At 64.6% G+C, this 22,859-nt stretch carries 20 protein-coding genes; 7 read left to right on the top strand and 13 right to left on the bottom strand.

From position 1 onward, the window contains the following. Nucleotides 1–25 precede the first annotated feature (25 nt). Nucleotides 26–265: a DUF2171 domain-containing protein gene (locus BRSPCE3_RS27440; protein WP_244069447.1), complete on the bottom strand. Its 240-nt coding sequence runs from the start codon at nt 263–265 to the stop codon at nt 26–28. Between the two features lie 72 nt (nt 266–337). Beyond that, nucleotides 338–808 (bottom strand): cupin domain-containing protein, encoded by a 471-nt coding sequence (locus BRSPCE3_RS27435; protein ID WP_244069446.1) that lies wholly within the window; start codon nt 806–808, stop codon nt 338–340. A 212-nt stretch (nt 809–1,020) separates the two neighbouring features. Here BRSPCE3_RS27435 and BRSPCE3_RS27430 point away from each other — a divergent pair, with 212 nt between their 5' ends. Then, on the top strand, nt 1,021–1,620 hold the full coding sequence (locus tag BRSPCE3_RS27430; protein ID WP_375709966.1) for a DUF1080 domain-containing protein: 600 nt from the start codon (nt 1,021–1,023) through the stop codon (nt 1,618–1,620). A 353-nt stretch (nt 1,621–1,973) separates the two neighbouring features. Next, nucleotides 1,974–3,089, top strand: a complete 1,116-nt coding sequence (locus tag BRSPCE3_RS27425; protein ID WP_244069444.1) for an acyltransferase — start codon at nt 1,974–1,976, stop codon at nt 3,087–3,089. Nucleotides 3,090–3,141: 52 nt separating this feature from the next. Here BRSPCE3_RS27425 and BRSPCE3_RS27420 read toward each other — a convergent pair whose 3' ends face one another. The 7 genes from BRSPCE3_RS27420 to BRSPCE3_RS27390 form a co-directional block, all read right to left on the bottom strand. Next, on the bottom strand, nt 3,142–4,608 hold the full coding sequence (locus BRSPCE3_RS27420; RefSeq protein WP_244069443.1) for a hypothetical protein: 1,467 nt from the start codon (nt 4,606–4,608) through the stop codon (nt 3,142–3,144). 140 nt (nt 4,609–4,748) lie between these two features. Continuing rightward, the gene (locus BRSPCE3_RS27415; protein WP_244069442.1) at nt 4,749–5,855 is read right to left on the bottom strand and encodes a glycoside hydrolase family 5 protein; all 1,107 of its coding nucleotides are present in this window, start codon (nt 5,853–5,855) and stop codon (nt 4,749–4,751) included. Nucleotides 5,856–5,919: 64 nt separating this feature from the next. Continuing rightward, a complete protein-coding gene (locus BRSPCE3_RS27410; protein ID WP_244069441.1) occupies nt 5,920–8,238 on the bottom strand; it encodes an exopolysaccharide transport family protein in 2,319 nt (772 codons plus the stop codon). Nucleotides 8,239–8,391: 153 nt separating this feature from the next. Next, nucleotides 8,392–9,144 (bottom strand): polysaccharide deacetylase family protein, encoded by a 753-nt coding sequence (locus tag BRSPCE3_RS27405; RefSeq protein WP_244069440.1) that lies wholly within the window; start codon nt 9,142–9,144, stop codon nt 8,392–8,394. Further along, the gene (locus BRSPCE3_RS27400) at nt 9,144–9,956 is read right to left on the bottom strand and encodes a bifunctional 2-polyprenyl-6-hydroxyphenol methylase/3-demethylubiquinol 3-O-methyltransferase UbiG (RefSeq protein WP_244069439.1); all 813 of its coding nucleotides are present in this window, start codon (nt 9,954–9,956) and stop codon (nt 9,144–9,146) included. Before BRSPCE3_RS27400 ends, BRSPCE3_RS27405 begins: the two co-directional genes overlap by 1 nt. 4 nt (nt 9,957–9,960) lie before the next feature. Next, entirely contained in the window at nt 9,961–11,409 is a 1,449-nt protein-coding gene (locus tag BRSPCE3_RS27395) for a lipopolysaccharide biosynthesis protein (RefSeq protein WP_244069438.1), read from the bottom strand. Then, complete coding sequence (locus tag BRSPCE3_RS27390; RefSeq protein WP_244069437.1) at nt 11,403–12,329, bottom strand: DUF6492 family protein; 927 nt, start codon at nt 12,327–12,329, stop codon at nt 11,403–11,405. The genes BRSPCE3_RS27395 and BRSPCE3_RS27390 overlap by 7 nt, the downstream gene beginning before the upstream one ends. A gap of 418 nt (nt 12,330–12,747) precedes the next feature. Here BRSPCE3_RS27390 and BRSPCE3_RS27385 point away from each other — a divergent pair, with 418 nt between their 5' ends. Further along, a complete protein-coding gene (locus BRSPCE3_RS27385; RefSeq protein WP_244069436.1) occupies nt 12,748–13,716 on the top strand; it encodes a hypothetical protein in 969 nt (322 codons plus the stop codon). A gap of 72 nt (nt 13,717–13,788) precedes the next feature. On the opposite strand, the gene BRSPCE3_RS27380 is transcribed toward BRSPCE3_RS27385, so the two are convergent. Beyond that, nucleotides 13,789–14,877, bottom strand: coding sequence for a radical SAM protein (locus tag BRSPCE3_RS27380; protein WP_244069435.1), 1,089 nt, complete (start codon nt 14,875–14,877; stop codon nt 13,789–13,791). Between the two features lie 407 nt (nt 14,878–15,284). On the opposite strand from BRSPCE3_RS27380, the gene BRSPCE3_RS27375 reads away from it, so the two are divergent. Both BRSPCE3_RS27375 and BRSPCE3_RS27370 read left to right on the top strand, forming a co-directional pair. Further along, nucleotides 15,285–16,280 (top strand): glycosyltransferase family 2 protein, encoded by a 996-nt coding sequence (locus tag BRSPCE3_RS27375; protein ID WP_244069434.1) that lies wholly within the window; start codon nt 15,285–15,287, stop codon nt 16,278–16,280. Then, nucleotides 16,277–17,602, top strand: a complete 1,326-nt coding sequence (locus BRSPCE3_RS27370; RefSeq protein WP_244069433.1) for an O-antigen ligase — start codon at nt 16,277–16,279, stop codon at nt 17,600–17,602. Before BRSPCE3_RS27375 ends, BRSPCE3_RS27370 begins: the two co-directional genes overlap by 4 nt. On the opposite strand, the gene BRSPCE3_RS27365 is transcribed toward BRSPCE3_RS27370, so the two are convergent. Further along, nucleotides 17,599–18,690: a hypothetical protein gene (locus BRSPCE3_RS27365; RefSeq protein WP_244069431.1), complete on the bottom strand. Its 1,092-nt coding sequence runs from the start codon at nt 18,688–18,690 to the stop codon at nt 17,599–17,601. The genes BRSPCE3_RS27370 and BRSPCE3_RS27365 overlap by 4 nt on opposite strands. Nucleotides 18,691–18,885: 195 nt before the next feature. On the opposite strand from BRSPCE3_RS27365, the gene BRSPCE3_RS27360 reads away from it, so the two are divergent. Both BRSPCE3_RS27360 and BRSPCE3_RS27355 read left to right on the top strand, forming a co-directional pair. Continuing rightward, nucleotides 18,886–19,833 (top strand): cupin-like domain-containing protein, encoded by a 948-nt coding sequence (locus tag BRSPCE3_RS27360; protein ID WP_244069430.1) that lies wholly within the window; start codon nt 18,886–18,888, stop codon nt 19,831–19,833. Nucleotides 19,834–19,862: 29 nt separating this feature from the next. Then, on the top strand, nt 19,863–21,053 hold the full coding sequence (locus BRSPCE3_RS27355; protein WP_244069429.1) for a GNAT family N-acetyltransferase: 1,191 nt from the start codon (nt 19,863–19,865) through the stop codon (nt 21,051–21,053). A 22-nt stretch (nt 21,054–21,075) separates the two neighbouring features. Here the strand turns inward: BRSPCE3_RS27355 and BRSPCE3_RS27350 are convergent, their stop codons facing one another. Next, on the bottom strand, nt 21,076–22,023 hold the full coding sequence (locus BRSPCE3_RS27350; protein WP_244069428.1) for a DUF5996 family protein: 948 nt from the start codon (nt 22,021–22,023) through the stop codon (nt 21,076–21,078). 170 nt (nt 22,024–22,193) lie between these two features. Next, nucleotides 22,194–22,793, bottom strand: a complete 600-nt coding sequence (wrbA, locus tag BRSPCE3_RS27345; RefSeq protein WP_244069427.1) for an NAD(P)H:quinone oxidoreductase — start codon at nt 22,791–22,793, stop codon at nt 22,194–22,196. Nucleotides 22,794–22,859 lie beyond the last annotated feature (66 nt).

Genomic DNA, 22,859 nt, shown 5'->3' with positions numbered 1-22,859 from the left:
ATCGCCCGGACCCCGCGCAACGCGGCTATTGACGGCCGTGCTGCCAATGCGCCGTGACGTCGGAGCCCGATTTGTTGAGGTGGACATGCTGGTCGACATGGTCGACCCAGGACAGCGGAATGAAATGGTGGTGCTGGCCGTCGGGCGAGCTTTGCCTGGTCAGCTTGATCTTGTCGGCGCCTTCCATGTGGTCGACCTTGCCGACCGTTTTCTTGTCCGACGAGATCACGTCCATATGTTCCCGAATGTCGGCTGCTGTTGCCATGCGTTCTCTCCTCGTCATGATGATGAGGGGATGAAACGCTGGGTGGATGCAAAGGTTGCTAGCCGCTTCCGGCTACTTCTGCTCCACCTCGGTCGCGGTGGCCGGGCCTTCGCCCATGATCAGCAGCACGGCGTCCTCGTCCTTGGCGCCGTCCCAATGCACCTGCTTGCCGAAATGGGTCACGAAGCTTCCGGCCGGCATCGCCACGGTGCCGTGATCGGGATCGAACTTCGGCCCCGAGCCGACCCACCAGGTGCCCTTGAGCACGACGATATAGCGGTCGTTGGGATGGAAGTGCGGGCGGCTGAAGTGATTGCCCTTGGTCCATTTGGTGTAGACCATGTAGAAGCCCGGCTTCGAGGGATCGCCGACCACGACCGCATTCTGCGCGCCGCGCGCGTCGACCGGGCTCCAGGGAATCTGGTCCGGTAGCTTGTAGGTGACGGCGGCCGGATTGAGCTCGGCCGCGGAGCTGACGCTCAGCATGCCGGCAAGGGCCAGCGCCAACGTCAGGTATCGCCAAGGTCGGTTCGACGCCGTCATCGGTATGCTCCGGATTGCTCGGGCGACTGCAGCGCCCGTATGTCGCACGATGCTAATCGCCCTCGCTTGCGCGGGGCAAGACGCCTCCGTGCATGTCTGACCTCAAGATTGCGACAACGGTGCGTGACACAACGCAGTTGCAACATGAAAAACGATTTACGCCGCTGCAGACGATGATAGGTTGCGCGCCAACCAAAAACGGGAGGATGACCTTGAAGAAGCATCTGTCGATACTGGCGGCCGGACTCGTGATCGGTGCGGCCGCGCTGCAATTTCCCACTGCCGCATCGAGCGATGACGGCTGGGTCACGCTGCTCGACAGCTCCAAGAAGGGCGACTGGGACGAGGTCGGCAAGGCCAATTGGGAAATGAAGGACGGCGCGCTGGTCGCCGACAAGCTCGACGGCAAGGACCTCTCCTATCTCGTCAGCAAGACCCAATACAAGGACTTCCAGATCCGCGCCGAGTTCTGGACCGACGAGGACGCCAACAGCGGCGTGTTCATCCGCTGCGAAGGCAACAAGGTGATCGACTCCAAGGTCTGCTACGAAGTCAACATCTTCGACAAGCGGCCGGACCCGACCTACGGCACCGGCGCCATCGTCGATGTCGGCAAGGTCGATCCGATGCCGAAGGCGGCCGGCAAGTGGAACGTCTACGAGATCACGGCGCACGGGCCCCATTTCGTCGTGACACTGAACGGCCAGAAGACCGTCGACGCCCAGGACTCCAAGCACGCCAACGGCTATATCGCGCTCCAGTATGGGTCTGGCGTGGTCAAGTTCCGCAAGGTGCAGATCAAGCCGCTCTGACGGCGTCTTCGCGAACGAGCCCGGCGGCCGATGGGGCCGCCGGCTGGCCAGACGACGTCGGCTTTCGTTGCGACACTCCGACTTTCGTCGGGTCCACGATCAATACAATTAACGCTTAAGGTAAACAGGAAGTCTGCCGCGCCGGGGGATGGCGTGCAGCGTCAAATGCTGCTCTCTTCGCATCCAGATGCCGACCCGAATATTCTTCTCCAGTTGAGAAGCTGGTCGGCATTTGCGTGCCTTCAACGACCTGCCGACAAGCATTGCGCTGCGGACGCGGGAACCTGAAGAACTGCAGGTTCGCCGAGCGGGCTCCGCCAATCCGAACGCCGAGGCGGAGCTAAACAACAACCATGCCCCAAACAAGCACGTCCTATCGACCGGAACTCGACGGGGTTCGCGCGATCTGCATCCTGTTCACCGTGGCGAACCATGTCCCGGGTACGCTGTGGTTCATCAACGGCTCGGTCGGTGTCGATATCTTCTTTGCCCTGAGCGGGTGGCTGATTACCTGGTTGCTGCTTCACGATACCATTGAAGGCAAGGCGTCGAAGCTCGCTTCATACTATACCCGCCGTGTCTTTCGCATCGTACCGCTCTATGCGCTCACCGTCATCCTCTACGGCCTGGCGGCGCTGACGCTCAAGCTCCTGATGGGAAATGGCGAGGAGGTCGTCAATTTTCGTGACGGCCTGCCCTGGCTCGCGACGTTCAACGGCGAATACATGCATCAGGAAACCGGAACGCTGTTCGGCCATTCCTGGACGCTGGGGATCGAGGAAAAATTCTACATCATCTGGCCGTTCATCATGGTGGCGTTGTGGGATTCGCGCGCTATCGCCGGCGCCGCGCTGGTGGGCGCCATTGTGTCGCTGATCTGGCTGGGGCAAAATCCGGAACTTCTGATCCGCGGCTATGCCGGGCTGAGCTTTGGCGCAGCCTTGGCTGTGGCCGCTTCGCAATCGGGCAGCCTGACAAGCCTGCTCCGATCGAAGCGGACGGCCTACCTCGCGCTGGCTGGAATTGCGGGCGCCTATCTGTGTTCGCTGGCCTGGCCCCATCCGTTCATGTGGAACGTCGGCGTCGCCTTCTTCGCGGCAGGTCTGATCGGAAATCTGTGGCTGGGAGAAGGGGGCTGGCTCAGCCGGATGCTTTCCTTGCCCCCGCTCACTGCGGCGGGCCGCCTGACCTATGCGGTCTATCTCACCCATGTTCTGGTCATGAATGTGGTTCTGCTGGCATTGGCGAAGTTGCACCTGCCGACGTCCTGGCTGACAAATTTTGTCCTGTGCTACCCGACCGCGATCGCAGTCGCCTATGTGCTCCATCGCATCGTCGAAAAGCCGCTGATTGAAGTCGGCCGGACGGTAGCGAAGCGGTTCGTCCGTCGCCCCGCAGCACGGGCCGAGCCGGCCGTTAGAATGCAGCCGGTGCGCCCGACAGTTTGGCGAGACACTGCAGAAACGTAATGGCGGCCCCGACAACCACGCCGGCCGCCTGCCTGCCGCCGGAGACGACCTGCTAGCGATCGCGATCGCCAACGGCGCGATCGTTGATCTGGGTACGCAGGTGATGGCCGATCACAAGCCCGGTCAGGCACAGCATCAGTCCGAGCGCGGGCGGGGCGAACAGGGCTTCCTCCTGGAAGATGCCGTTGACGACGATGACGATCGTGCCGAACGCGGCGAGCCCTTGGGTGAGTATTCCGGAGGACGCGTAGAGGCGCCATGCCTTCAGCGCCATCGCCAGGAAGAAGCCCAGCGGCACCAGTGACCCGATGCCCATCTGGTAGAGCAGGACGCCGACCGCGCTTTCCACCGCGCCCTCGACAGTGCCGGCCTGTTGTGCGGCACTCCAGTCGATCGAAAAATAGCCTTCGCCGAAATTGCCGCCGACGCCCAATCCGCGGCCGAGCGGGTTCTGCAAGAAGCCGTTCCAGCCCCCCATGAAGCCGATCACGTGAAAGTCGCCGATCTGCAGCCCGATATGAATGGCGATGATGACATACAGCACCAGCGCGACGAGCCCGGCGACGAGGGTGACGACCGCGCCAAGCAGCCAGGTCGACGTCCAGGCCAGCGCCACGAAGATGACCAGGATGAGCGCGCCCTTTACGCTGCATAGAACCAGCAGCGGTATCGCAGCCAGGGCCAGCCAGCGATAGCCGACCGAGAACAGGAACAGGATCGAGAAGGCAATGCCGTAACCGAAGCTGATCGGGCTCATGTTTGGCCCGAAGATGCGCAGCAACGACGACAGGCCGAGATCCTCGAACAACGGGCTGTTGAGAAAGCTGAAGCGGAAGCGGTCGATCAGATCTACCGGCACGTTGCCGGTCGCGCGCATGTCGGCTTCCCAGGCTCCGGTCCGCGTCGCCTTGAGTTCGTCGAACCCCCAGAACGTGTAGCCGTTGGTGATATCGAGCCAGAAATCGCGGAACAGCAGTTCGACATATCCGCAGACGATCAGGAGCGCCGCAATGGTCACCAGAAACGGCGTGATGCGGATCTCGAAGGTTGCCGCTGTCAGCAGCGACAGCTGAAACAGGAACAGCGGCAGCGCGATGTTGCGCAGGTAGACGAGCGCCGGGCGCGCATCCTGTGTGGCGCCGAGCAGGAAGTACGCCGTCACGACCGCGAGCGTGATCAACCCCCACTTCATGATCCGGTCGATCTCGGGTGAATGTGCGCGATCGCGCAGCGCATAGAGCGCCAGCGTGACCAGCCACATCACCGCGCAGACGAGGAAGTTGTAGCCCTTGACGAACTCCATCTCCTGCTCGCCCGCCACATACGACGACAGGATCGAGACGAACAGATTCTGGAAGAAGATAATGAAGATGGCGATCGACGGCGCATAGGCCGGCGCCGCGAGCACGATGGCGCAGCCGATCAGGCTCTCGACGGCGACCGCGACCCCGGCATTGGCTGCCTGCATGATCGGCGCGAACGCGATCGATGCCACCGCGATGGCGAGTGCAGGGATCAAGTCGCCAGGCAACAGGGCCGGGGGGGCTATGTCTGCGTCTGCTCGCACAGGCTCTGACCTAAGTGACCGGAAGTATGGGCCTACCACACCCATCGCCGATCTAGCCGCTCATTGTGTAAGAACGGGTTAAGCAGGTCGGCTTAGCGCGTCCCGAGCAGCGCCCGCAGCGCCGCGCGGTCGACCTTGCCGGTGACGGCGTCGGTGAGGCCAAAGCCCTGCGACAGCTCCCAATGGGTCCAGCCCCAGCATTGTTGCCGGGCGTAGGCGGTGACGCCGCCGAGCCAGCGCAGCCGGCTGTCGCGCGGGGCGCCGGCCTTCAGCACGCCGAATTCATTGATGATGATCGGACGCGAATATTGTTGCTGCCACACGGCCGCGGGTTCCAGCCATTTGTCGATGCCGCGGTCGGGGATGGCGCGGTCGACCATCGCCTGCGCCTTGCGTTTGTCGAGCGCGGTGAGCTGCTCGCGCAACTGCAAGACCCCGGGATCGTCGGCGCGGATCGGATAGGGCAATCCGGTGACGTCGTGCAGCGGCTCATTCGGATCCCAATGGGCCTGATGGGTGAACACCATCGGATCGTAGAAATGAATGGCATAGACGACGTTGGGATCGTCGAGCGGCGTGAAGCCAGGTAGCGAGTCCGCGCGCTGCCAGTTGACCGGGCCCGTGATCAGCGTGGTCTGCGGAAGCTGCCGGCGGATGAAGCCGGCCAGCTCCCGGACCTCGCTCTGCCATTGCGCAGCGTCGACATCCGGCTCGTTCAGAAGTTCCGCAAAGACGCGATCGGAGGGATGGCGCTGCATGACTCGCGCGAGCCCGGTCCAGGCGCTCTTCATTTCGATCATCGCGCCGGGCGGATCGTCCTTGTGCAGGGCGTTGAATTGCTCGCCTGAATGCAGGTCGATCGATACGGCATAGCCGAGCGCGAGCAGGGTCTTCAGCGCGGTATCGACGGTTTGCAGGCGGCCGTCGATCTCCGCCTTGGTGGCGAAGCGCGGCATGACGAAGTCGGCGGGTACCGGCAGCCGGATGTGGGTCAAGCCGGCCTTGCGCAGTTCGAGCAGCAGGCTGCGGGGCGGTGCCGACCGCGGATCGGCGATCCAGCCGTCGGCATTGACGCCGCGTGACAGCGCGTTGAGCCGATCCGCGGCAACGCCGTCGATCAGGGCGGGGCACGCCCGTGCGGTGCCCGACAGCAGAATCGAAGCTGCGGCGAAGACGGCGGGGATCGATAGCCGGGCCATTGGATGATCAATTCATGAGTGCGGTCCCGTCAGCCGCGCACGCGCCGGCGCGGCAGCGCGCCGCTCAGGCATACTGCTTGTCGTGCCGCTGATTGGCGACGGTGGATCGGAGTTCGTTGAGAACAACACCGGCGAGCTTGCGTTCGGCGCCGCCGAGTGCGGTGATGATGTCCTCCATCGACGCGTTGATGTCGCGATCCACCGGCAGCGCCGCGATCAGCCCGTCAGTCACGTCGAACAGCCGGCGTTCATCCGCACTCCACGGCATCGGTGGCCCGTCCAGGATCACGAGGTCATGACCGCCGGCGGAGCGCGCCTGCGCGACCGCCTTCTGGATCGCTTCACTGGCCCTGGCCGGATTGCCGGTGATCGCCGGCAGGATCGCGATGCCGTTTGCCGTATTGATGGCGCGGGATGCCTTGCTGCCGATGGTGAGCCAGTCGAGCCGGCTTGGCTTGCTCTGGACCGGATGCCCGATCCTGTCGGTCAAGGCGTGGACGGTGGGGTCCGCGTCGATCAGCAGGACCCGGGCGCCATCGCGCGCGGCGACCAGCGCGATGTTGAGCGCGACGATGCTGCGATCGGGATCGTCCGCCGTGCCGATCACGGCCAGCACGGGAACGGCCTTGGCCGCGGCCCCCGTCGCCAGCGCGGCATGGATCTGCCGCATCGTGTTGGAGAACGGCCCGAGCGCCGAACTGGTGCGCAGTGTCGGCCAGCCGAACCGCGTGACGTCGGCGGGACCGTCGCCGGTCAGGATTCCGCCCAGCGTGCGCATGACGTCGGATTCCTGCAGCTCGGCGATCAGCGGCTTGTCAATCACTGGCCTGTCGATGATGCCGGCGGCCGGCTGGATCGCAGGCGGCGGCTGCACGGGTGGCTTCGCCTTGGCGATCACGGGCTGCCGTTCCACGGTGTCGTCCTGTTTCGGCTGGATATTCGGACGGATTGGACCCGCGCCCGGCGCCAGCTGGCTGGCGGCAACGATCCAGCCCGCCGCGGCGAGCCCGCCGAACATGAAGCCGATCATCGCGAGCAGGCTCATCGCCGGCGGGAAGGTGCGCTGCTGCGGGATCGTGGCATCGCCGATTACCCGCGCGCTCGAGGTGTTGAGGCTCTCCTGCTCCTCGGTCTCGCGCGAGCGCTTGAGGAAGGACTGGTAGACGTCGCGGCTGGCGTCGACCTCGCGCTCGAGCTCGCGCAAGCGCACCGAGGCTTGGCTCATCTGCACGCTCTGGTGCTTCTGCACGTCCAGCGCCTTGTTGAGCGACGTCTCATAGTCGCGCGCCCGGGTCAGATCGTTCTTCGCCGACAGCGCGACACGGTCGATCTCTTCCTTGATGGTGCGGCGCAGATCTTCGACCTGCTGCTCGATCTGACGCAACGCCGGATGGCGGGGACCGAGCTCGCCCTGCAATTCCGCCTGCCGCTTCTTCGCATCGGCGTATTGCGAGCGCAGATTGGCGATGGTCGGCGACTGCAGCGCTTCGGACATCGCGCCCGGGTCCATCGCCCCTTTGCGGCTGGCCTCGATCTGGTCGTACTTGGCCTGGGCATCGAGCGTCAGCGCGCGTGCCGCGGCGAGCCGCTGGTTGCCGACCGAGAGCTGCTGGTCGGTGAGCAGATTGTCCTGCGAGCCGACGAAATTGTTTTGCGCCTTGTAGGTCGCGAGCGTCTCCTCGGCGTTGCGCAGGCGCTGCTGCAACTCCTTCAGCCGGCCGGACAGGTCGCGGGTGGCGCGCCGCGCCGCTTCGGCCTGCGACTGCTTGGATTCGGTGAGATAAGCCTTGGCGATCGCATTGGCGAGCATCGCCGCCTTGACCGGATCGTGCGACCACACATCGATGTCGACGATGAAGGTGCGGTCGGTCTTCTTGACGTTGATGTGGCGGTTGAGCGTATCGAGCGTGTTCATCTCGATCTGCTGTTGCTGCTCGGCAGTCTGCCGCGGCTCGATGCCGATCAGGCCGAGCAGCGAAGCGAGCAGGCCCCGGCTCGCGGCGCCGCCGCCGAACTCGGGATCCTTGACCAGGTTGGTGTCGCGGATCACCTGCAGCAGCACGTTGTTGGAGGTGATCAGGCGCGACTGGCTCTCGACCACCATCGAGAGGCCGGAGACGTCTTGCGCGCGCGGCGTCAGCTCGCGTTCGACCAGCTGCAGCTCGCGCGGGTCAACATAGAGCTGGGCGCCCGCGGTGTATTTGGGCGTCAGGCTCTTGCCGATCGCAACCGCGATGCAGGCGCAGAGCAGCGCGGCCGAGACGATCGCGACCTTGCGCTCCCACAGCAGCCGGATCAGCTCGAGCACGTTGAAGCCGGCCGGGATTGCAGCCCGGCGCGGCTCCGGCTTGGCCCGGTTGATCGGCTGGTCATAGCTAAGCATCGACCCCAGCTTCCGTCTGAATGGCCGTACGCATCGGCTGAGGAGCAATCTTTCGGGCCACGCAACGCGCAGGCAACGACGCGGAAAACACGCAACACGAAAAATTAACCATACTCATTCGCCGACTATTCACCAGAAAGGCAAACAAAGGGTTTAAGCGCGGGCGCATCGGAACGCCTCCGCCATGGTCAGGACCGGGACATTGCGCCGCGCCGCTGCTTCCAGCGCGTAGGTCATCAGCTCGGGCGTGCAGCCATAAAGGCTCGGCTCATCGGCGACGTCGTGGCTGTAGAAAATTAACCAGCCGTTCATGTTCGCCGCCTCGGCGAACACCGCATCGATCCGTTCGCGGGGCGTCTGGCGGTCGATCAGCGGCATGGCCCGGAGGAATTGCAGGTCGACCTCGCCGCTGTTGACGCCTGGAACGATGCTCCGGCAGGTGCGGAATTCGGACTTCAGCTGGTGCTTGCGCGCATAGGAGCCGTAGCCGAACGGATAGGCGAAGGTCTCGACCGGCATGGTCGGGTCAAGTGAATGCAGATAGGTGCGGTTGCGCGCGATCTCGTCGGCCAGCGATGTCTCGTCGAGATCGCAGGCGCGACGGTGCGAGAAAGTGTGGCAGCCGACCTCGTGGCCGCGCCGATGCAGCGAGACCACGTCGTCGGCACTGCCGGTGGTCCAGCCCGGCGCGTCGAGCCCGACAAGTCCCCCCGACACGTAGAACGTACCGCGCGCGCCGTAGGATTCGAGAATGTCGGCGCCGAACGTCGCCGCGCTCTTCGGCAGATCGTCAAAGGTGAAGGTGACCATCGGCGTGGCGTTGTTCAGGCGGAAGCGCTCGACCTGCACATGCATCGCCAGCCGGTGGCTGACCTTGACCCTGGCTTCCGACCACAACGCGTTCATTAGCCAAGTTTCCGCAAGATCACATGGTAGTCGCCGTGCCGGACGTCGATCTTGCCCGGCAATATCGCGTTCATCAGCCTCGCAGCCGCGTCGATCGCCGCAGCCAGCAGCGGCTTGCGCCGGCGCATCTCGGGATAACGCGGGCTCTCGTATTTCTTCCGGTAGATGACTTGCAGCCCACGGCCCGCCACGAATGCTTCGAGCTTGTCGAGCGTGACCAGGGGATGGAAATGGGTCGGGAACGGCGCCTCGCCCGGCAGCCCGGCTTTCTTCTCGCCGCGGATGTGGCGGTAGAACCAGACGTGGAACCAGTGCGGGGAATACTTCGTGACAATGCCCGACAGCGACTTCGGGTTCGGCGCGCCGATCAGCAGCAGTCCATTGGGCTTCAACGCCTCGCAGAACCCGCTCAGCACGGCCTGCACATCGGGAATGTGCTCGATGACATTGTAGCAGATGATCAGGTCGAAACGCTGCGGTGGGAAGCGATAGGTCTGGATGTCGCCGAGGATGGCTTCCTGCGCATAATCGTTGTTGCGGATCTGGTCGGCGTCGATGTCGACCACGGTGACATGCGCACGGCGCAGCACGCCGAGCGGCAGATAGCTGGTCGAGCCGCCGCCGGCCTCGTAGATCGCGAGCGGACCGGCCGGCAGCCGGGCCTCGAGGATGCTGTGAACGGTGAGCAGGCTTTGCTTGGCCTCGCCGGGCGGCAATGCGAGCAGGGAGTCCGGATGAATCTCGGCGGGGACGGGCATCGATAACTCGGCAATCGGGGCGGGACGCGCAGCGAGCGCAAGGGACTTGTTCATCGGCTCATCCAACGTTGCTGTTTGCGAATCGGGTGCGGAACATGACGAGGCCCCGCTTCAGCCGGCCGCGCAGTCGCGCGATATCGAACAGCCAGCAGAGCGCGGCGTAGACGGTGAAACCCGCGCCGACCAGCACGACGCTGGCGGGCAGATCGTCGAGCTGCAGGACGCGGTCCAGCGCGCCGACGGTGAGCGCCATCGCGAGCGCGGCGACCAGGATCAGGGCAAGGCGGGCAAGCGGGATCGGAATCCGGAACGCGAAGCGGCTGAGGATCAGGGCGCAGGCAAAGCCTGTGATGTCGGCGCCGAGCCGCGCCCACGCCGCGCCGATCGTGCCGTACAGGCTGACCAGCACGTAGGACAGGATCACATTGGCCGCAATGATCGAGGCGGTGTTGATCAGGTAGAAGGAATTACGTCCCGACAGCAGGAAGCTCGCATGCAGATATTGCTGCGTCAGCACCTGGAACAGCACCGCGGCCGCGACGATCGGCATGATCTCGCCGGCGAGCGCGCGGAAGTCGACGCCCAGAATAATGTTGGCGACGTGCGGGGCGATCAAGGCAAAGCCGAGACAAGCCGGCAGCGTGACGCCGGCAAGCAGTTCCAGACAATCGGCGAGATGCGTCCTGATGGCGCCGGTGGTGTCGCCTTGCCGAGCTTGGATCTGCACCGCCATCGGAAAGAAGGCCGCGGCCATGCTCATCGCGGGCATCATCAGGGTCTGGCGCACCAGATCCAGCGCCGCGACATATTTGCCGGCATCGGCCGTGCCGATCAGGTTCGCGATCATGAAGCGGTCGGTTACGCTGGAGATCGCGAGCAGCGTCAACGACAGGGTCAACGGCAGGCCGGTGCGGGCGAGCGACCACAGGTCGGCGCGGTCGAAATTGATGTTGGTGCCGCGCCACGCGTTGCGCGACTGGACCAGCACGGCGACCAGATAGGCCGTGGCGGCCGCGAGCAGCAGCAGGACGCCGGTCGGGCCGATCAGGGCAACGACGGCGCCGAAGCCGAGCAGGGCGCCGGCCCGCACCAGCGTAGCCTTCATCACCGAGAGCGCCTTCAGCCTTGCACGCAGCAGGTCCTGCGTCAGCTCGAACAGGCCGATCGCGATGGCGAGAACGACGGCGGCCAGTGCGGCGGTCGCATCGAGCCCGACCAGACGCGCCAGCAGATAGGCGATCGGCGCGGTGAGGCAGGTGATCAGATAGCCCGACGCCACCAGGCCGCGGATGTCGGTGCCGTCGTTGCGGGCATGGCCGCTCAGGATCAGGTTGCGAAACCAGCCGACCAAAAACACCGAAATGACGGAGGCGAAGCCGGTGCCCAGCAGATAGACGCCATAGTCGTGCGGCGCGAACAGCCGCGTGAAGATGAACACGCTCAGCAGCCCGAGCAACGCCGAAAGCACGTTGGCGGTCAGGTTGATGCTGGCCTGTCCGATCAGCATGACGCGGCAAGCTCCGAAAGCCTTGTGGCCGCCGACGACGCCAGGATTGCGTCGCTCTCGGCCACGACCTCGCGAATGGTCGCGACCGGGGTGCCCGAGAAGGACGCGATCGAGAACGCGACGTCGTCCTTGTTGGCGCGCAGCAACAGCCGGGTGAGCTCGTCCTTGCTCAGGGTCGGATCATCCCAATAGCTGACGCATTGCGTCTTCGGCACGACGGAGTGACGCAATGCGGATGCCTCGTCGTTTTCGACGAAGAAGCCGTACAGCAGATATTCGGAGAACTCGCGGGTCCGGCACAGCGCCTCGATCCAGCTCATGCCGCTGACCGTCTGGATGCGCTCGGCAAGCGCGCGGGTGGTTTGCTTGTCCCAGAAGATGATGTGTCCGATGAAATCCGGCGCCGGGAACGGCGGCGTCGGCAGGCCGATCAGCCGATGGCTGGTGTCCAACCAGCGCGAATGGCGGGGCTGATCGGCGGTGACGGCATCGGCCATTTTCAAGAGCGGGATCGTGTTCGGATACTGGAAGCGCGCCAGATCGAAATCGCGGAAGAACACGATGTCGGAATCCAGGATGCAGAACCGCTCATAGGGCAGCGAGATCGTTGCGGCGATCTTCAGGATCTGCTGCACGTGCCAGCCGTTCACCGGCTTGGCGCGCAACGACCACCAGAACTGGCGGCGCTTGCGCTGGATCATGCGCGGCAGCGGCCGCAGCCAGTCAGGCAGGAATGAGGAGGCCGGAATGATGATGCGGCGCTCGCTTGCCAGCGGCGCGAACAGCGGCAGGTCGCAATCCGGCACCAGCAGGTAATGCTTGGAGAAGGACGTGACGTGGCGATCCACGCTTTCGCAAAGCAGCGTGCAGATTTCCAGATCGCGCCCATAGGTCGGGGTCAGCAACGCGACAGGGTTCATCTCGTGACTCTCTCCGGCGACAGCGTTTCAGGGCGGAACATCGCTGCCGCCAAACTTGTCCTGAGCCTCGGTTCAGCAAGATCGGTGCCGGAGAGTTTTGATGGCCCCATCGGCGGCGCTGATGGTTAATCATCGGTTAATGGCGATGCGCTGCGGCGGTTAACGGATCGGAAGCCATCGTTCGGCTGCGAGATTTTGCCGCTGGATCGCGATCTTGCCCGGATATTGCAGTGTTCGTGCCTTGATTGCCGACACGGTCGGCGCAGGTGGGTGCGTATGCGGATTCGGTGGCATTTCCGACTGGTCGACGGCGCGGGCGAACGGCCGGCCGCACCATCAGTCCATTTCGAGACAGCCTTGCTGTCGGCGCTGTGCGCTTTTGGTACGCGCGCCGCGTGCAAGATCGTCGGAGCGCACAATGCCGATTGATCGCGGAATCACGCGACGTGGCGTCATCGCAATTGCGACGCTAGCGGTCGGCGGACTGCCGGCCGCGTGGGCCGCGCCGTCAGCCCGGTCGCGGCTCGGCGCGAATTCGGCGCGGTTCGCCGGCGCCTTCGTGAATTGGGGCGAGACCGGCCGCGAGCACATGCTGCAAGGCTGGGAAAAATGGCTCAATCGGCCGCGCTCGTCGGTGCCGGGCGTCGATTTCTACGGCCAGAACGATTGGGATGACTTTCATAAGCTGAACTGGGTGCCGGGGCTTTGGAAGAAGCTCAATCCGGCGCGCAATCTGGTCTGGTCGGTGCCGCTCACCATGTCAGGCACGCCGCTGGCCGACGTCGCAGGCGGGCTGCATGACGCCGAGTTCGATGCGGCCGCGCGCGCGATCGGAGAAGCCCATCCAAAGGCGATCATCCGCCTCGGCTGGGAGATGAACATCTCCAACATGGGCTGGTTCGCCAGGGGACACGAGGGCGACTACATCAAGGCGTTCCGCCGCGTGGTCGGGATCTTCCGCGCTCGCTCCGGCAGCTTCAGATTCGACTGGTGCCCGGGTTGGGGCCCTCAGGACATGCCGGCCGACGCCGCCTATCCCGGCGATGATGTCGTCGATACTATCGGCCTCGACGTCTACGATTTCAAATCGGAAGCCAGCGCGGCGGAGCGCTGGACCAATTCCTATCTCAAGGCACCTTTCGGTCTCGAATGGCAGCGCACGTTCGCGGCGAGCCATCGTAAGCTGATGAGCTATCCGGAATGGGGCGTCGGCCAGTCCGGCGACAACGCGTTTTTTATCCAGCAGATGCACGACTGGTTCGCCGCCAACCAGGCTGCGATCGCCTATGCGGCCTATTTCGATGTCGACGGGCTGTGGCCGACGCAGATCGACAACGGCCAGTTTCCGCAATCCGCCGGCCTGTTCCGGAAACTGTTCGCGGGCTGATCGACCGCGCTGAAGAAAAAGCCCGATCCGTCCACTGGACTGATCGGGCTCCTCCATTTCCTTGCTGCTGCGTCAGGCCGCCTTGGTGTTGGTCAGCAATGTCAGGCCCATCTTCAGCTTGTCCTGCAGCGTGCGCTGCGCGAGGCAGGTGAACAGGCAGAGCTTGTCGCAAGCAATGGTCTCCTTGCGGCGGGCCTGCGCTTCCTCACTGTACCAGATCTCGCGTGCGGTCTGGGTACGCACGTTGCCGATCGGCTTGAAGAACCAGCATACTTCGAGGCGGCCGTCGGAGCGGATGAAGTAGTTGCGCATACCGACCCGGCAGGGCATCACTTCCTTCGGCGCCTTCTCGCGGCGGAAATGGTTCGGCCAGGCCCGCAGGACCGCCTCGCCGTTGAGGATCGGCGCGCCCTCGCGCTTCAACCGCAACAGCTCGTCGCGGACCTTGATGAGATCGTCCAGCTCGCCTTCGCCGATCCACAACTCGTCCTCGACCTCCTGGGTGCCCTGCTCGACGGGCTGGAAGCTCAGCGCGGTGGCGCCGATCTCCTGGATCCAGTCGACCATCTCGGGCAGGCGGCGGAAGTTCAGCCGGTGCACCACCGGCTTGATGATGATCGGAAAGTCCAGCCCTTCGGCACGGCGCTGCTCGGCGACATTGCGGATGCCCTGCACGATGTCCGCCAGCGAGTTGTCGACGCCGCGCGAATAGTTGTGGATCGCCGGATCGGTGGAATCGATCGAGATGTTGATGTTGAACGGATGCGCCTCGACGGTTTGCGCCACGATCTTCTTGTTCAGATAGGCGCCGCCATTGGTGGTGACGCCCCAGTGAATGTCGTTGTCGCGGCAGAACCGCAGCAGGTCGAGAAAGCCCTTCTTGATGTACGGCTCGCCGCCGGCGAACTCGACATGATAGGCGCCGATGAATTCCTTCAGGCTCGCGAGCGCACGCTGCCACTCCGGGATCGTCATCTCGTCACGATAGTTCGGGCGGCGCCAGTAGTCGCAATAGCGGCACTTGTAATTGCAGCGTTCGACCACCTCCGCGAAGATCGCGGCCGGGCGCGTGACGTCGCGTCCGGTACGCAGATAGAGCTCTTCCGAGAGGGCGTTGCGGACGTGCTTGGTGCCGAGCGAGACGAGGTCGAGCGCTTTCAAGGTGAACCTCAGGCAGTGTTTTGTGTTGTTGCGACCGGATCAATCGGAGATTTATGGGTTGATCAGCAAATTGAATGCCAGCTGAAGCGCGAAACAGGCGGCACGCGCGCGTGGCGGCTCTTAACCCTAAGGATCGGCTAACGACGCTGCCCCGATCGCGAGGCCGCGCCACTCACGTAGCTGTTTTCCGCGGCAAATCGCTTCGTTCGACTTCAAATTAACCTTGCGACGAAGTTGCGGTAACGCGGGTCCGCTCTGGAGCGGATTTTGCCATGAGCCAGCCGTAACGTTCGCTCCGCGTCCGTATTGCCGCGCGTGCCGGTCACTTTGGGACGGCCATGTCCCATTCCGATCCGTGCCGGGATGATGCGTGTTTCGCGGATCGCGATTGCCAGGAGGGCATCGAGATGTCGACCGAGCTTGCTGTAGCCGACCGCGCCTGGGTGACGACGTCACCGGCGCTTGATTGCTCCGTCGAGACCGTCATCTGCATTCCGAGCTTCCGCCGGCCGAAGCACCTGCGGCTGACGCTGGACTCCATCGCGGCCCAGCGCACCGAACGCAGATTCGCGATCGTCGTGGTCGAGAATGACGCCGCGCACTGCGAGAGCGCGCCGGTCGCGGCCGAGCTTCTCAATTCCGGCGAGCTCCGCGGCGTCTGCATCGTCGAACCCCGGCAGGGCAATTGCCAGGCGATCAACGCGGCGTTCGAGACCGCGCTGGAAACCTTTCCGAACGCGCAAAACTTCCTGATGATCGACGACGACGAGGTCGCCTCGCCGGATTGGCTGGAACGGATGGTGCAGGCGGCCGAGAGCTCCGGTGCCGCGATCATCGGCGGGCCGGTGTGGCCGAATTTCGATGACAAGCACAAGGGCGGCCTCAAGCGCCATCCGGCCTTCGCGCCGGCCTATCATGCCAGCGGTCCCGTTCCGGTGATCTATGGCTGCGGCAACTGCCTGATCCGGCGCGCGGTGTTCGAGAGGCTCGGACAGCCCGCCTTCGACCTGCGGTTCAACTTCCTCGGCGGCGGCGACCACGATTTCTTCGCGCGGGCGCGCCGCGCCGGCTTCCGCTTCTTCTGGGTGACCGAGGCCGTGATCAGCGAGACCGTTCCCTCGACCCGCACCAATCTCGGCTGGATCGTGCGGCGCGGCCTGCGGATCGGCGCGATCAACTATCACATCGAGCGCAAGGCGGCACAGACCGTGTGGTCACGCGCGGCGGTGAAGGCCAAGATGTTCGGCCTGGTGCCGTTCTCGCTGTATCGGTTCACGCGCATCGTGCTGCGCGAGCACCAGGCCGTGATCGCGATGCACCCGATGGTGGTCGCCATCGGCAGCGCGCTCGCGGTGCTCGGCATCGAGCCGCAGCCCTACGCGGCGTCGAAGATCGCCGCGTGAGCGACTTGTCCGTCACCGCGGAGAGCCGGGCGCTGATCGCCGACATCGCGCGCCGGCCGGTGATGGATATCGTCCGCTGCGCCTTCTTCGTCGGTATCCTTCTGCTGGTCTGGATCTCGCTGCATCCGTTCGAGGATCTGAGCGGCTTCTATGTCGGTGAGGTGACGTCGGGCAGGGAGGCGTTTCTCTACGGCCTGTTCGGCGTGCTGATGGTCGCGATGCTGGCGCTGACCGTGCGAGACAATCTGCCGGCGCTGAAATCGCTGTTGACGCCGGCCTTCCTGCTGTTTGCGGCCTGGATCTGCGTCACCGTCGTATTCTCGTTCGATCCGGCCACCTCGCTGAAGCGACTGGCGCTGTCGGGGTTCGTCATCGTGGTGACGGCGACGCTGCTGTTGCTGCCGAAGTCGCAGGGCGAGTTGATGCGCTGGTTCAGCATTGCCGCGCTGGTCCTGCTCGTCACCTGCTACATCGGCGTCTTCCTGGCGCCGCATCTGTCGATCCACCAGGCTACCGATCCGCAGGAGCCGGCGCTGGCCGGCAACTGGCGCGGTGCGTTCGGCCACAAGAACGTCGCCGCCGCGATGATGGCGATGCTGATCTTTCTCGGCGTCTATCTGCTGCGCGCCGGCGGCTGGCTGTCGGGTATCGCCGTGACCGGGCTTGCCGCGGTGTTCCTGTTCTTCACCGCCGGCAAGAGCGCGGTCGTGCTGTGCGTCGCCGTGCTGATGCTGACGTCGCTGATGCCGGTGATCCGCTCGCTCTGGGGTCGTGCGCTGCTGCTGCTGACGCCGCTGCTGCTGCTCAACCTGCTGAGCGTCGGGACGGTGATGAGCGACACGCTGGATGCGATCGCCAACCTGCTGCCGCTCGACACTTCCTTTACCGGCCGCGCCGACATCTGGGCTTTCGCCCTCGACTCGCTGCACCAGCGGCTATGGACCGGCTACGGCTTCGAGTCGTTCTGGGGCACCAACGCGATCCAGAATCTGCAGGAAGGCAAGGAGTGGGCGGGCTATGCCTCGCACAGTCATAACGGTTATCTCGACACAGCGCTCGGCACCGGCTTGCCGGGCCTCGTGCTGTTGATCGCCGCTGTCGTCGTCAAGCCGCTGCGTGACTTCCAGGCCGCCGATCTCGGCGGCAACGACACGCCACTGACGCTGCTGTTCCTGCGGATCTGGCTGTTCGGCCTCTATCTGTCGTCGATGGAGAGCTTTTTCCTCGACCGCGCCGACACGATCTGGGTGACGTTTCTGATCGCGGTGTTCGGGTTGCATTATCTGGCCCGGTTCCGGATGCGGACCGAAAGCGCTTTCTAAAGCTCGGCGCGGATCGCCTTGGCGACATCGGTCCACCAGCCGTCGAAATCGAATGGCACCGGCACGGTAGGCCGCTTCAATGCGGTGACGATACGGTCGGCATATACAGCACTCTCGGCGCCGCGCGGCACCAGCAGGATGGCGCCGCGGTCGATCAGCTCCTTGAAGCGCGGATGGTGGTCGAACTCGTCCGGCAATGCGGGGCCGGTGACGATCAGCGGCCGGCCGGACTGCACGCAGGCCAGGATGCTCGACCGCCGCGCGGTCAGGCCTTCCGCCAGCGAGTAGCAGAACACGTCGATTTCGCCGAGCAGGCCGAACACCTCGTGATCGGAGGCGACATAGCCGGAGACGACCACGTCGCCCTTCAATCCGAGCTCGGCGACGCGGGCATAGAATTTTTGCTCGGTGTTGTCGACGCCGCGGATGAACGAGCCGACATAGACGATCAGCGGCCGCAAGCCGCGCTGTTTCAGGATCGCGCCGATCTCGAGCAATCCATTCGGCTGCTTGCCGGGATAGATCGAGCCGAAATGGCCGACGATGAGCTGGCCATCGCCACGTGCGGCGACGAGCCGATGCAGCAGCATCGAATCCGCGAAGCCGGCGGGCGCCGCGATGTTCGGGGGCAGCGGCGCCAGCACGCATTTTCGCACCATGCCGCGCATGACCGGATCGTCGGCGAGCTCGCGGCGCACCAGCGGCGAGAACATCACGATGGTGTTGGCGAGCCATAGCGCGGGGATATAGGTCAGCCGGCGGATGCCGTTGAGGCCGGCCCATTCGTGCTGAATCAGGACAACCTTGCGACGGCGCAGCCGGGCGAACAGCAGCGCGAGCAGCGGCCGCGCGATCACGCGTTTCCAGGCCACGATCGGGAAGTTGCAGATCACGCAGTCGGCGGCGCCGACGGCGCGCCAGATCTCGCCGATCGCACCGTCGGTCTGCGTCAGGGTTAACGCCGTGCTAGCGCCGGGCTCGATCTTCTCGATCGTCTCCTGCAACAGGCGGGTGAATTGCCCGACGCCGCAGTGCATCTGCGGCCCGGCGCCGAGAAACAGCGCGCGATATCGGGTCTTTTTTCTCATCGTGCTCGATGGTTTAGGCGACGTGGGTCCCGGACGAGGTCGCGGTTAGCCATATCGGCGAGACATTAGCTTTGGGTAACCCCGCGCGCATACGTGACGGCACCGTTCTTGCCAAGCTTTGCGCAAGAGCTGCCAGTTCGTCCCGGAACGGGACATCGGATGAAGCGGAACGGCGCAGCAGCCAGGAGCGCGACCATGACGACGGGCAAGATCTTCGCGAATTGGGATGACAGCCATTCCAAGCTCTGGAGCCATCAGCCGATCCGGCTCGAGCACACCATGCACCAGCGGCCGGCGTTCTCGATGGACGATCTCGCGAAGCTGATCGAGCACTATCCGCGCGAGCATTACAGCCTGGTCAAGACCGGCGCCAAGGGCTCGAGCCGGGTCTGGCGCGAGGGCGAGATCGGCCGGCTGCGCGGCCATCAGGTGATCGAGGCGATTTCGCGCGGCGGCCTGTGGCTCAACCTGCGCAACGTCACCGCGGTCGATCGCCGTTACCGCGACATGATAGAGCAGATGTTCGGCGAGATCGCAGCCAAGGTTCCGGGCTTCGACGCGCCGACGCATCAGGCCGGCATCCTGATCTCGTCGCCCGATGCGCAGGTGTACTACCATGCCGATCTGCCGGGACAGGGCCTGGTCCAGATCGCCGGCCGCAAGCGGGTCTACATCTATCCCAACACCCAGCCGTTCATCCGGCCCGAGCATCTGGAGAGCATCGCGTTGTTCGATGTCGAGGTCGATATCCCCTACGAGCCCTGGTTCGACTGGCACGCGCAGGTGATCGATCTCGAGCCCGGCCAGATGCTGAACTGGCCGCTCAACGCGCCGCATCGCGTCGAGAACCTCGACACCGTCAACATCTCGATGACGATCTCCTATGTGAACGACGACATCCGCCGTGCCCAGATCCTGCATCTCGCCAACGGCATGCTGCGCCATCGCTTCGGCTATACGCCGCGCAGCCGCAGCATCCGAGGCCCGACGTTCTTGGCCAAGCAGGTGATGCAGAAGCTGCTGCGTGACAGCAAATGGGTGAAGCGCGAGCGCGCGGTGCGCCGCCCGATCGACTTCCGTCTTGACGAGAGCGATCTCGGCAAGATCGTCGATCTGCCCAAGGCGGCATTGGAAGCGGCGTAAGCGAGCTTGCGCCGGCAGCAGGTACTGACATGACAGTCTTGACGACAGCGGTAGAGAAATTCGGGGCGCGGGTCGCGTCCTATGCAATCGGCTATCGCGTCGAGCTGGTTTACGATTGGGCGCAGGCGGCCGCCCGCTGGGGGGCCTTCGAGCCGCTCACCGCGTTCCAGCATCCGCAATGGTATGCGTCGTGGTACCGGGCCTTCGCGTCGACCGACGGCGTCGAGCCGTTGATCGCGCTCGTCAGCGATGCCGCGACCGGCGAGCGGGCGGCGCTGCTGCCGCTGATCCGTCACCGGCAGGTCGGCCTTCGCATCGTCGAATTCGCCGACCTCAACCTCACCGACTTCAATGCGCCCATTCTCGGCCCTGCCGCGCCGCGCGACGACCTGGCTGCATGGCAATTCTGGCGCGATCTGCAGGCTGCGCTGCGCGAGGTCGACGGCGGCGCCGATCTCGTTCGGTTTCGCAAGATGCCGCTCAAGCTCGCGGCGCGCGCCAATCCACTGGCGCTGCTCGACGGCGTCGGCCCGTCGGTCGTCAACGGCAATCTGCTGACGGTCGGCGACGACTACAATGCCTGGCGCTACGAGCTGGACCGTAAGGTTCGCAAGGAGCTGGGACGGAGCTGGCGCGTGTTCACGCGCGAGCCGTCTGCGGCGTTCAAATTCGCTGTCGATACCGATGAAGCGCTGGAGCTGCTTTCGGTCACGGAGGCGCAGCAGGGGGATCGGTTGCTGGGCCTTGGGCTCAACTACGTTCTCGACAATGCCGATTGCACTGCCTTCTATCGCGACCTGGTTCGCGAAGGCACCGGTCGCGGCTATGCTCTGATGACCGCGCTCACGACGCGTGACGAAGTGGTGGCGACGCTGCTCGGTATCCGCACCGGTTCGCGCTACATCATGATCCGGATCAGCAATGCCGGAGAGAAGTGGTCGGCATGCTCGCCCGGTCGGCTGATCATCGACCGCACCATCGAAGCCTTGCACAGGGACGGTGTGCGCGAGTTCGAATTCTCGATCGGCAATTACAGCTACAAGCGGCGGTTCGGGCCGCAGCGGACGCCGCTGGTCGATCTCGGCGCGGCCTTGAGCTGGCGCGGGCAGCCGCGCGCGCTGCGCGACCGCGCCGTGCTGGCGCTGCGCCACTATCCAAAACTCTCGGCGCGGCTGAAGCAGGCGCTCGGCAAGGCGACGCCGTCGCGCGAAGAGGATTGAGCGTTGCTGCGGCGCGCCGGCGCTAGACTCCCCGGACCACGCCTGCCTGGCCCGGAGCGCATTCCAGCGCGGCACGGTCCCAGTTCGCGTTGATGGCCGCGGCCTCATAGCTCGATTGCAGGAATTCGAGCAGCGCCTTGTCCGGATCCGCAGCCGTTCGCACCGCATCGTAGGGCAGGATGAATTCGCCGAGCGTCTCGCTGAAGAATGCAGCGTCGGGCCGCACCGGCGTGCTGCGATAGCCGGCGGGTTCCGGATAGGCGTAGGAATAGAAGGCGGGATAATCGATCGCGCCGCCGCCCGGCCAGAAGCCGGCGCTGCTGACCTCGTGCGAATAGGCTTCGTGCGCGACCTCGTCGGGCAAATGAGGCACGCCGCCGGGATGTCGTGGTGCCGTCCTGCCGGAGAAGCGCGTCACCGCGAGGTCGAAGCTGCCCCAGAAGAAATGCACCGGGCTCGCCTTGCCGAGAAAGCCGGTCCGGAACTGCTTGAACACGCGGTCGCAGTTGACAAGGATCTGGTGAAACCGTCGCACCGCATCCGCGTCGTAGGAGGCATGCTGCGTATCCTGCGAAAACCGGATCGGGTCGGCGATTTCGTTCGGTATCTCGTCAATGACGACGTCGATTCCCAGGTCCTTCAGGTTCGTCATGGTCGCCGCGTAGAAGCTCGCGACCGATTGACCGGCCAGCGTGAACTGCCGCTCGGTCCCGTCGCTGGTCGAGATACGGAGCGTCTGGTCGATGAAATCGAAGTCGATCTGGAACGAGCGGTCGCCGTCGGGGATCGGCGAGGTGGTCAGCCCGCGCGGCGTGACATAGAGCGTGACGTGCCAGGAATGATTGAGCCAGGGCGACTTCGCCAGCCGGATCTTGCCGGCGATCTGGGTGAAGAGCTGGAGCGTGGCGCAGCTGTCGCGCCACGCCGCGGTCGGCAGTTCCGGCCAGCGGGTGTTCTGTGTGTTGGTCATGACAAACCTCACGGCTGCGCCGACAAGACGCCTTGCGGCATACCACGAAAATGGTCCCGATGACTTCGGGAACCAGCGTTTGCAAACGCAACGGATAGGGCGGCAATCGCCTGGGAGTGCCGCCCTGTTGCGCAAGCATCTGGCCGGGCGTGAAACCCGACCTGGGTAGCTCAGCCGTGCAGCTTCTTCGCGGTCTCCGCGATCGCGCGGCCCTGGTAGCGGGCGCCGGCGAGTTCGTTCTCGCTGGGCTGGCGGCTGCCGTCGCCGCCGGTAATCGTGGTCGCGCCGTAGGGCGCGCCGCCGGTGACTTCATCGAGCTTCATCTGGCCGGCAAAGCCGTAATTCAGGCCGACGACCGTCAGGCCGAAATGCAGCAGGTTGGTGATGATCGAGAACAGCGTGGTCTCCTGGCCGCCATGCTGCGTCGCGCTCGAGGTGAAGGCGCCGCCGACCTTGCCGTTCAGCGCGCCTCTGGCCCAGAGGCCGCCGGCCTGGTCGAGGAAGTTGGCCATCTGCGAAGCCATGCGGCCGAACCGGGTGCCGGTGCCGACGATGATCGCATCGTAATTGGCGAGATCGTTGATCTCAGCGATCGGCGCGGCCTGGTCGAGCTTGTAGTACGACGCCTTGGCGACTTCCGCCGGCACCAGCTCGGGCACGCGCTTGATGTCGACGGTGGCGCCGGCTTCGCGGGCGCCTTCCGCGACGGCATTCGCCATCGCCTCGATGTGACCGTAGGCGGAGTAATAGAGCACGAGAACCTTGGCCATGATGGCCTCCTTTAGGTTTTGCAGGGGAAGATGATTTGAGGGGGGAGGGGCATGCGCGGACGTGGG

It is taken from the genome of Bradyrhizobium sp. Ce-3 (assembly GCF_022835695.1).
In the GTDB taxonomy this organism is placed as follows: Bacteria; Pseudomonadota; Alphaproteobacteria; order Rhizobiales; family Xanthobacteraceae; genus Bradyrhizobium.
Note: the sequence above shows the minus strand (reverse complement) of the source record. Positions and strands in the feature narration are given on the sequence as shown.

What these genes read in the sequence shown, in the direction of transcription:
- BRSPCE3_RS27440 (WP_244069447.1), bottom strand. Translation starts at nt 265, where the DNA reads ATGGCAACAGCAGCCGACATTCGGGAACATATGGACGTGATCTCGTCG.
- BRSPCE3_RS27435 (WP_244069446.1), bottom strand. Translation starts at nt 808, where the DNA reads ATGACGGCGTCGAACCGACCTTGGCGATACCTGACGTTGGCGCTGGCC.
- BRSPCE3_RS27425 (WP_244069444.1), top strand. Translation starts at nt 1,974, where the DNA reads ATGCCCCAAACAAGCACGTCCTATCGACCGGAACTCGACGGGGTTCGC.
- BRSPCE3_RS27415 (WP_244069442.1), bottom strand. Translation starts at nt 5,855, where the DNA reads ATGGCCCGGCTATCGATCCCCGCCGTCTTCGCCGCAGCTTCGATTCTG.
- BRSPCE3_RS27410 (WP_244069441.1), bottom strand. Translation starts at nt 8,238, where the DNA reads ATGCTTAGCTATGACCAGCCGATCAACCGGGCCAAGCCGGAGCCGCGC.
- BRSPCE3_RS27405 (WP_244069440.1), bottom strand. Translation starts at nt 9,144, where the DNA reads ATGAACGCGTTGTGGTCGGAAGCCAGGGTCAAGGTCAGCCACCGGCTG.
- BRSPCE3_RS27400 (WP_244069439.1), bottom strand. Translation starts at nt 9,956, where the DNA reads ATGAACAAGTCCCTTGCGCTCGCTGCGCGTCCCGCCCCGATTGCCGAG.
- BRSPCE3_RS27395 (WP_244069438.1), bottom strand. Translation starts at nt 11,409, where the DNA reads ATGCTGATCGGACAGGCCAGCATCAACCTGACCGCCAACGTGCTTTCG.
- BRSPCE3_RS27390 (WP_244069437.1), bottom strand. Translation starts at nt 12,329, where the DNA reads ATGAACCCTGTCGCGTTGCTGACCCCGACCTATGGGCGCGATCTGGAA.
- BRSPCE3_RS27385 (WP_244069436.1), top strand. Translation starts at nt 12,748, where the DNA reads ATGCCGATTGATCGCGGAATCACGCGACGTGGCGTCATCGCAATTGCG.
- BRSPCE3_RS27375 (WP_244069434.1), top strand. Translation starts at nt 15,285, where the DNA reads ATGTCGACCGAGCTTGCTGTAGCCGACCGCGCCTGGGTGACGACGTCA.
- BRSPCE3_RS27365 (WP_244069431.1), bottom strand. Translation starts at nt 18,690, where the DNA reads ATGAGAAAAAAGACCCGATATCGCGCGCTGTTTCTCGGCGCCGGGCCG.
- BRSPCE3_RS27360 (WP_244069430.1), top strand. Translation starts at nt 18,886, where the DNA reads ATGACGACGGGCAAGATCTTCGCGAATTGGGATGACAGCCATTCCAAG.
- BRSPCE3_RS27355 (WP_244069429.1), top strand. Translation starts at nt 19,863, where the DNA reads ATGACAGTCTTGACGACAGCGGTAGAGAAATTCGGGGCGCGGGTCGCG.
- BRSPCE3_RS27350 (WP_244069428.1), bottom strand. Translation starts at nt 22,023, where the DNA reads ATGACCAACACACAGAACACCCGCTGGCCGGAACTGCCGACCGCGGCG.
- wrbA (WP_244069427.1), bottom strand. Translation starts at nt 22,793, where the DNA reads ATGGCCAAGGTTCTCGTGCTCTATTACTCCGCCTACGGTCACATCGAG.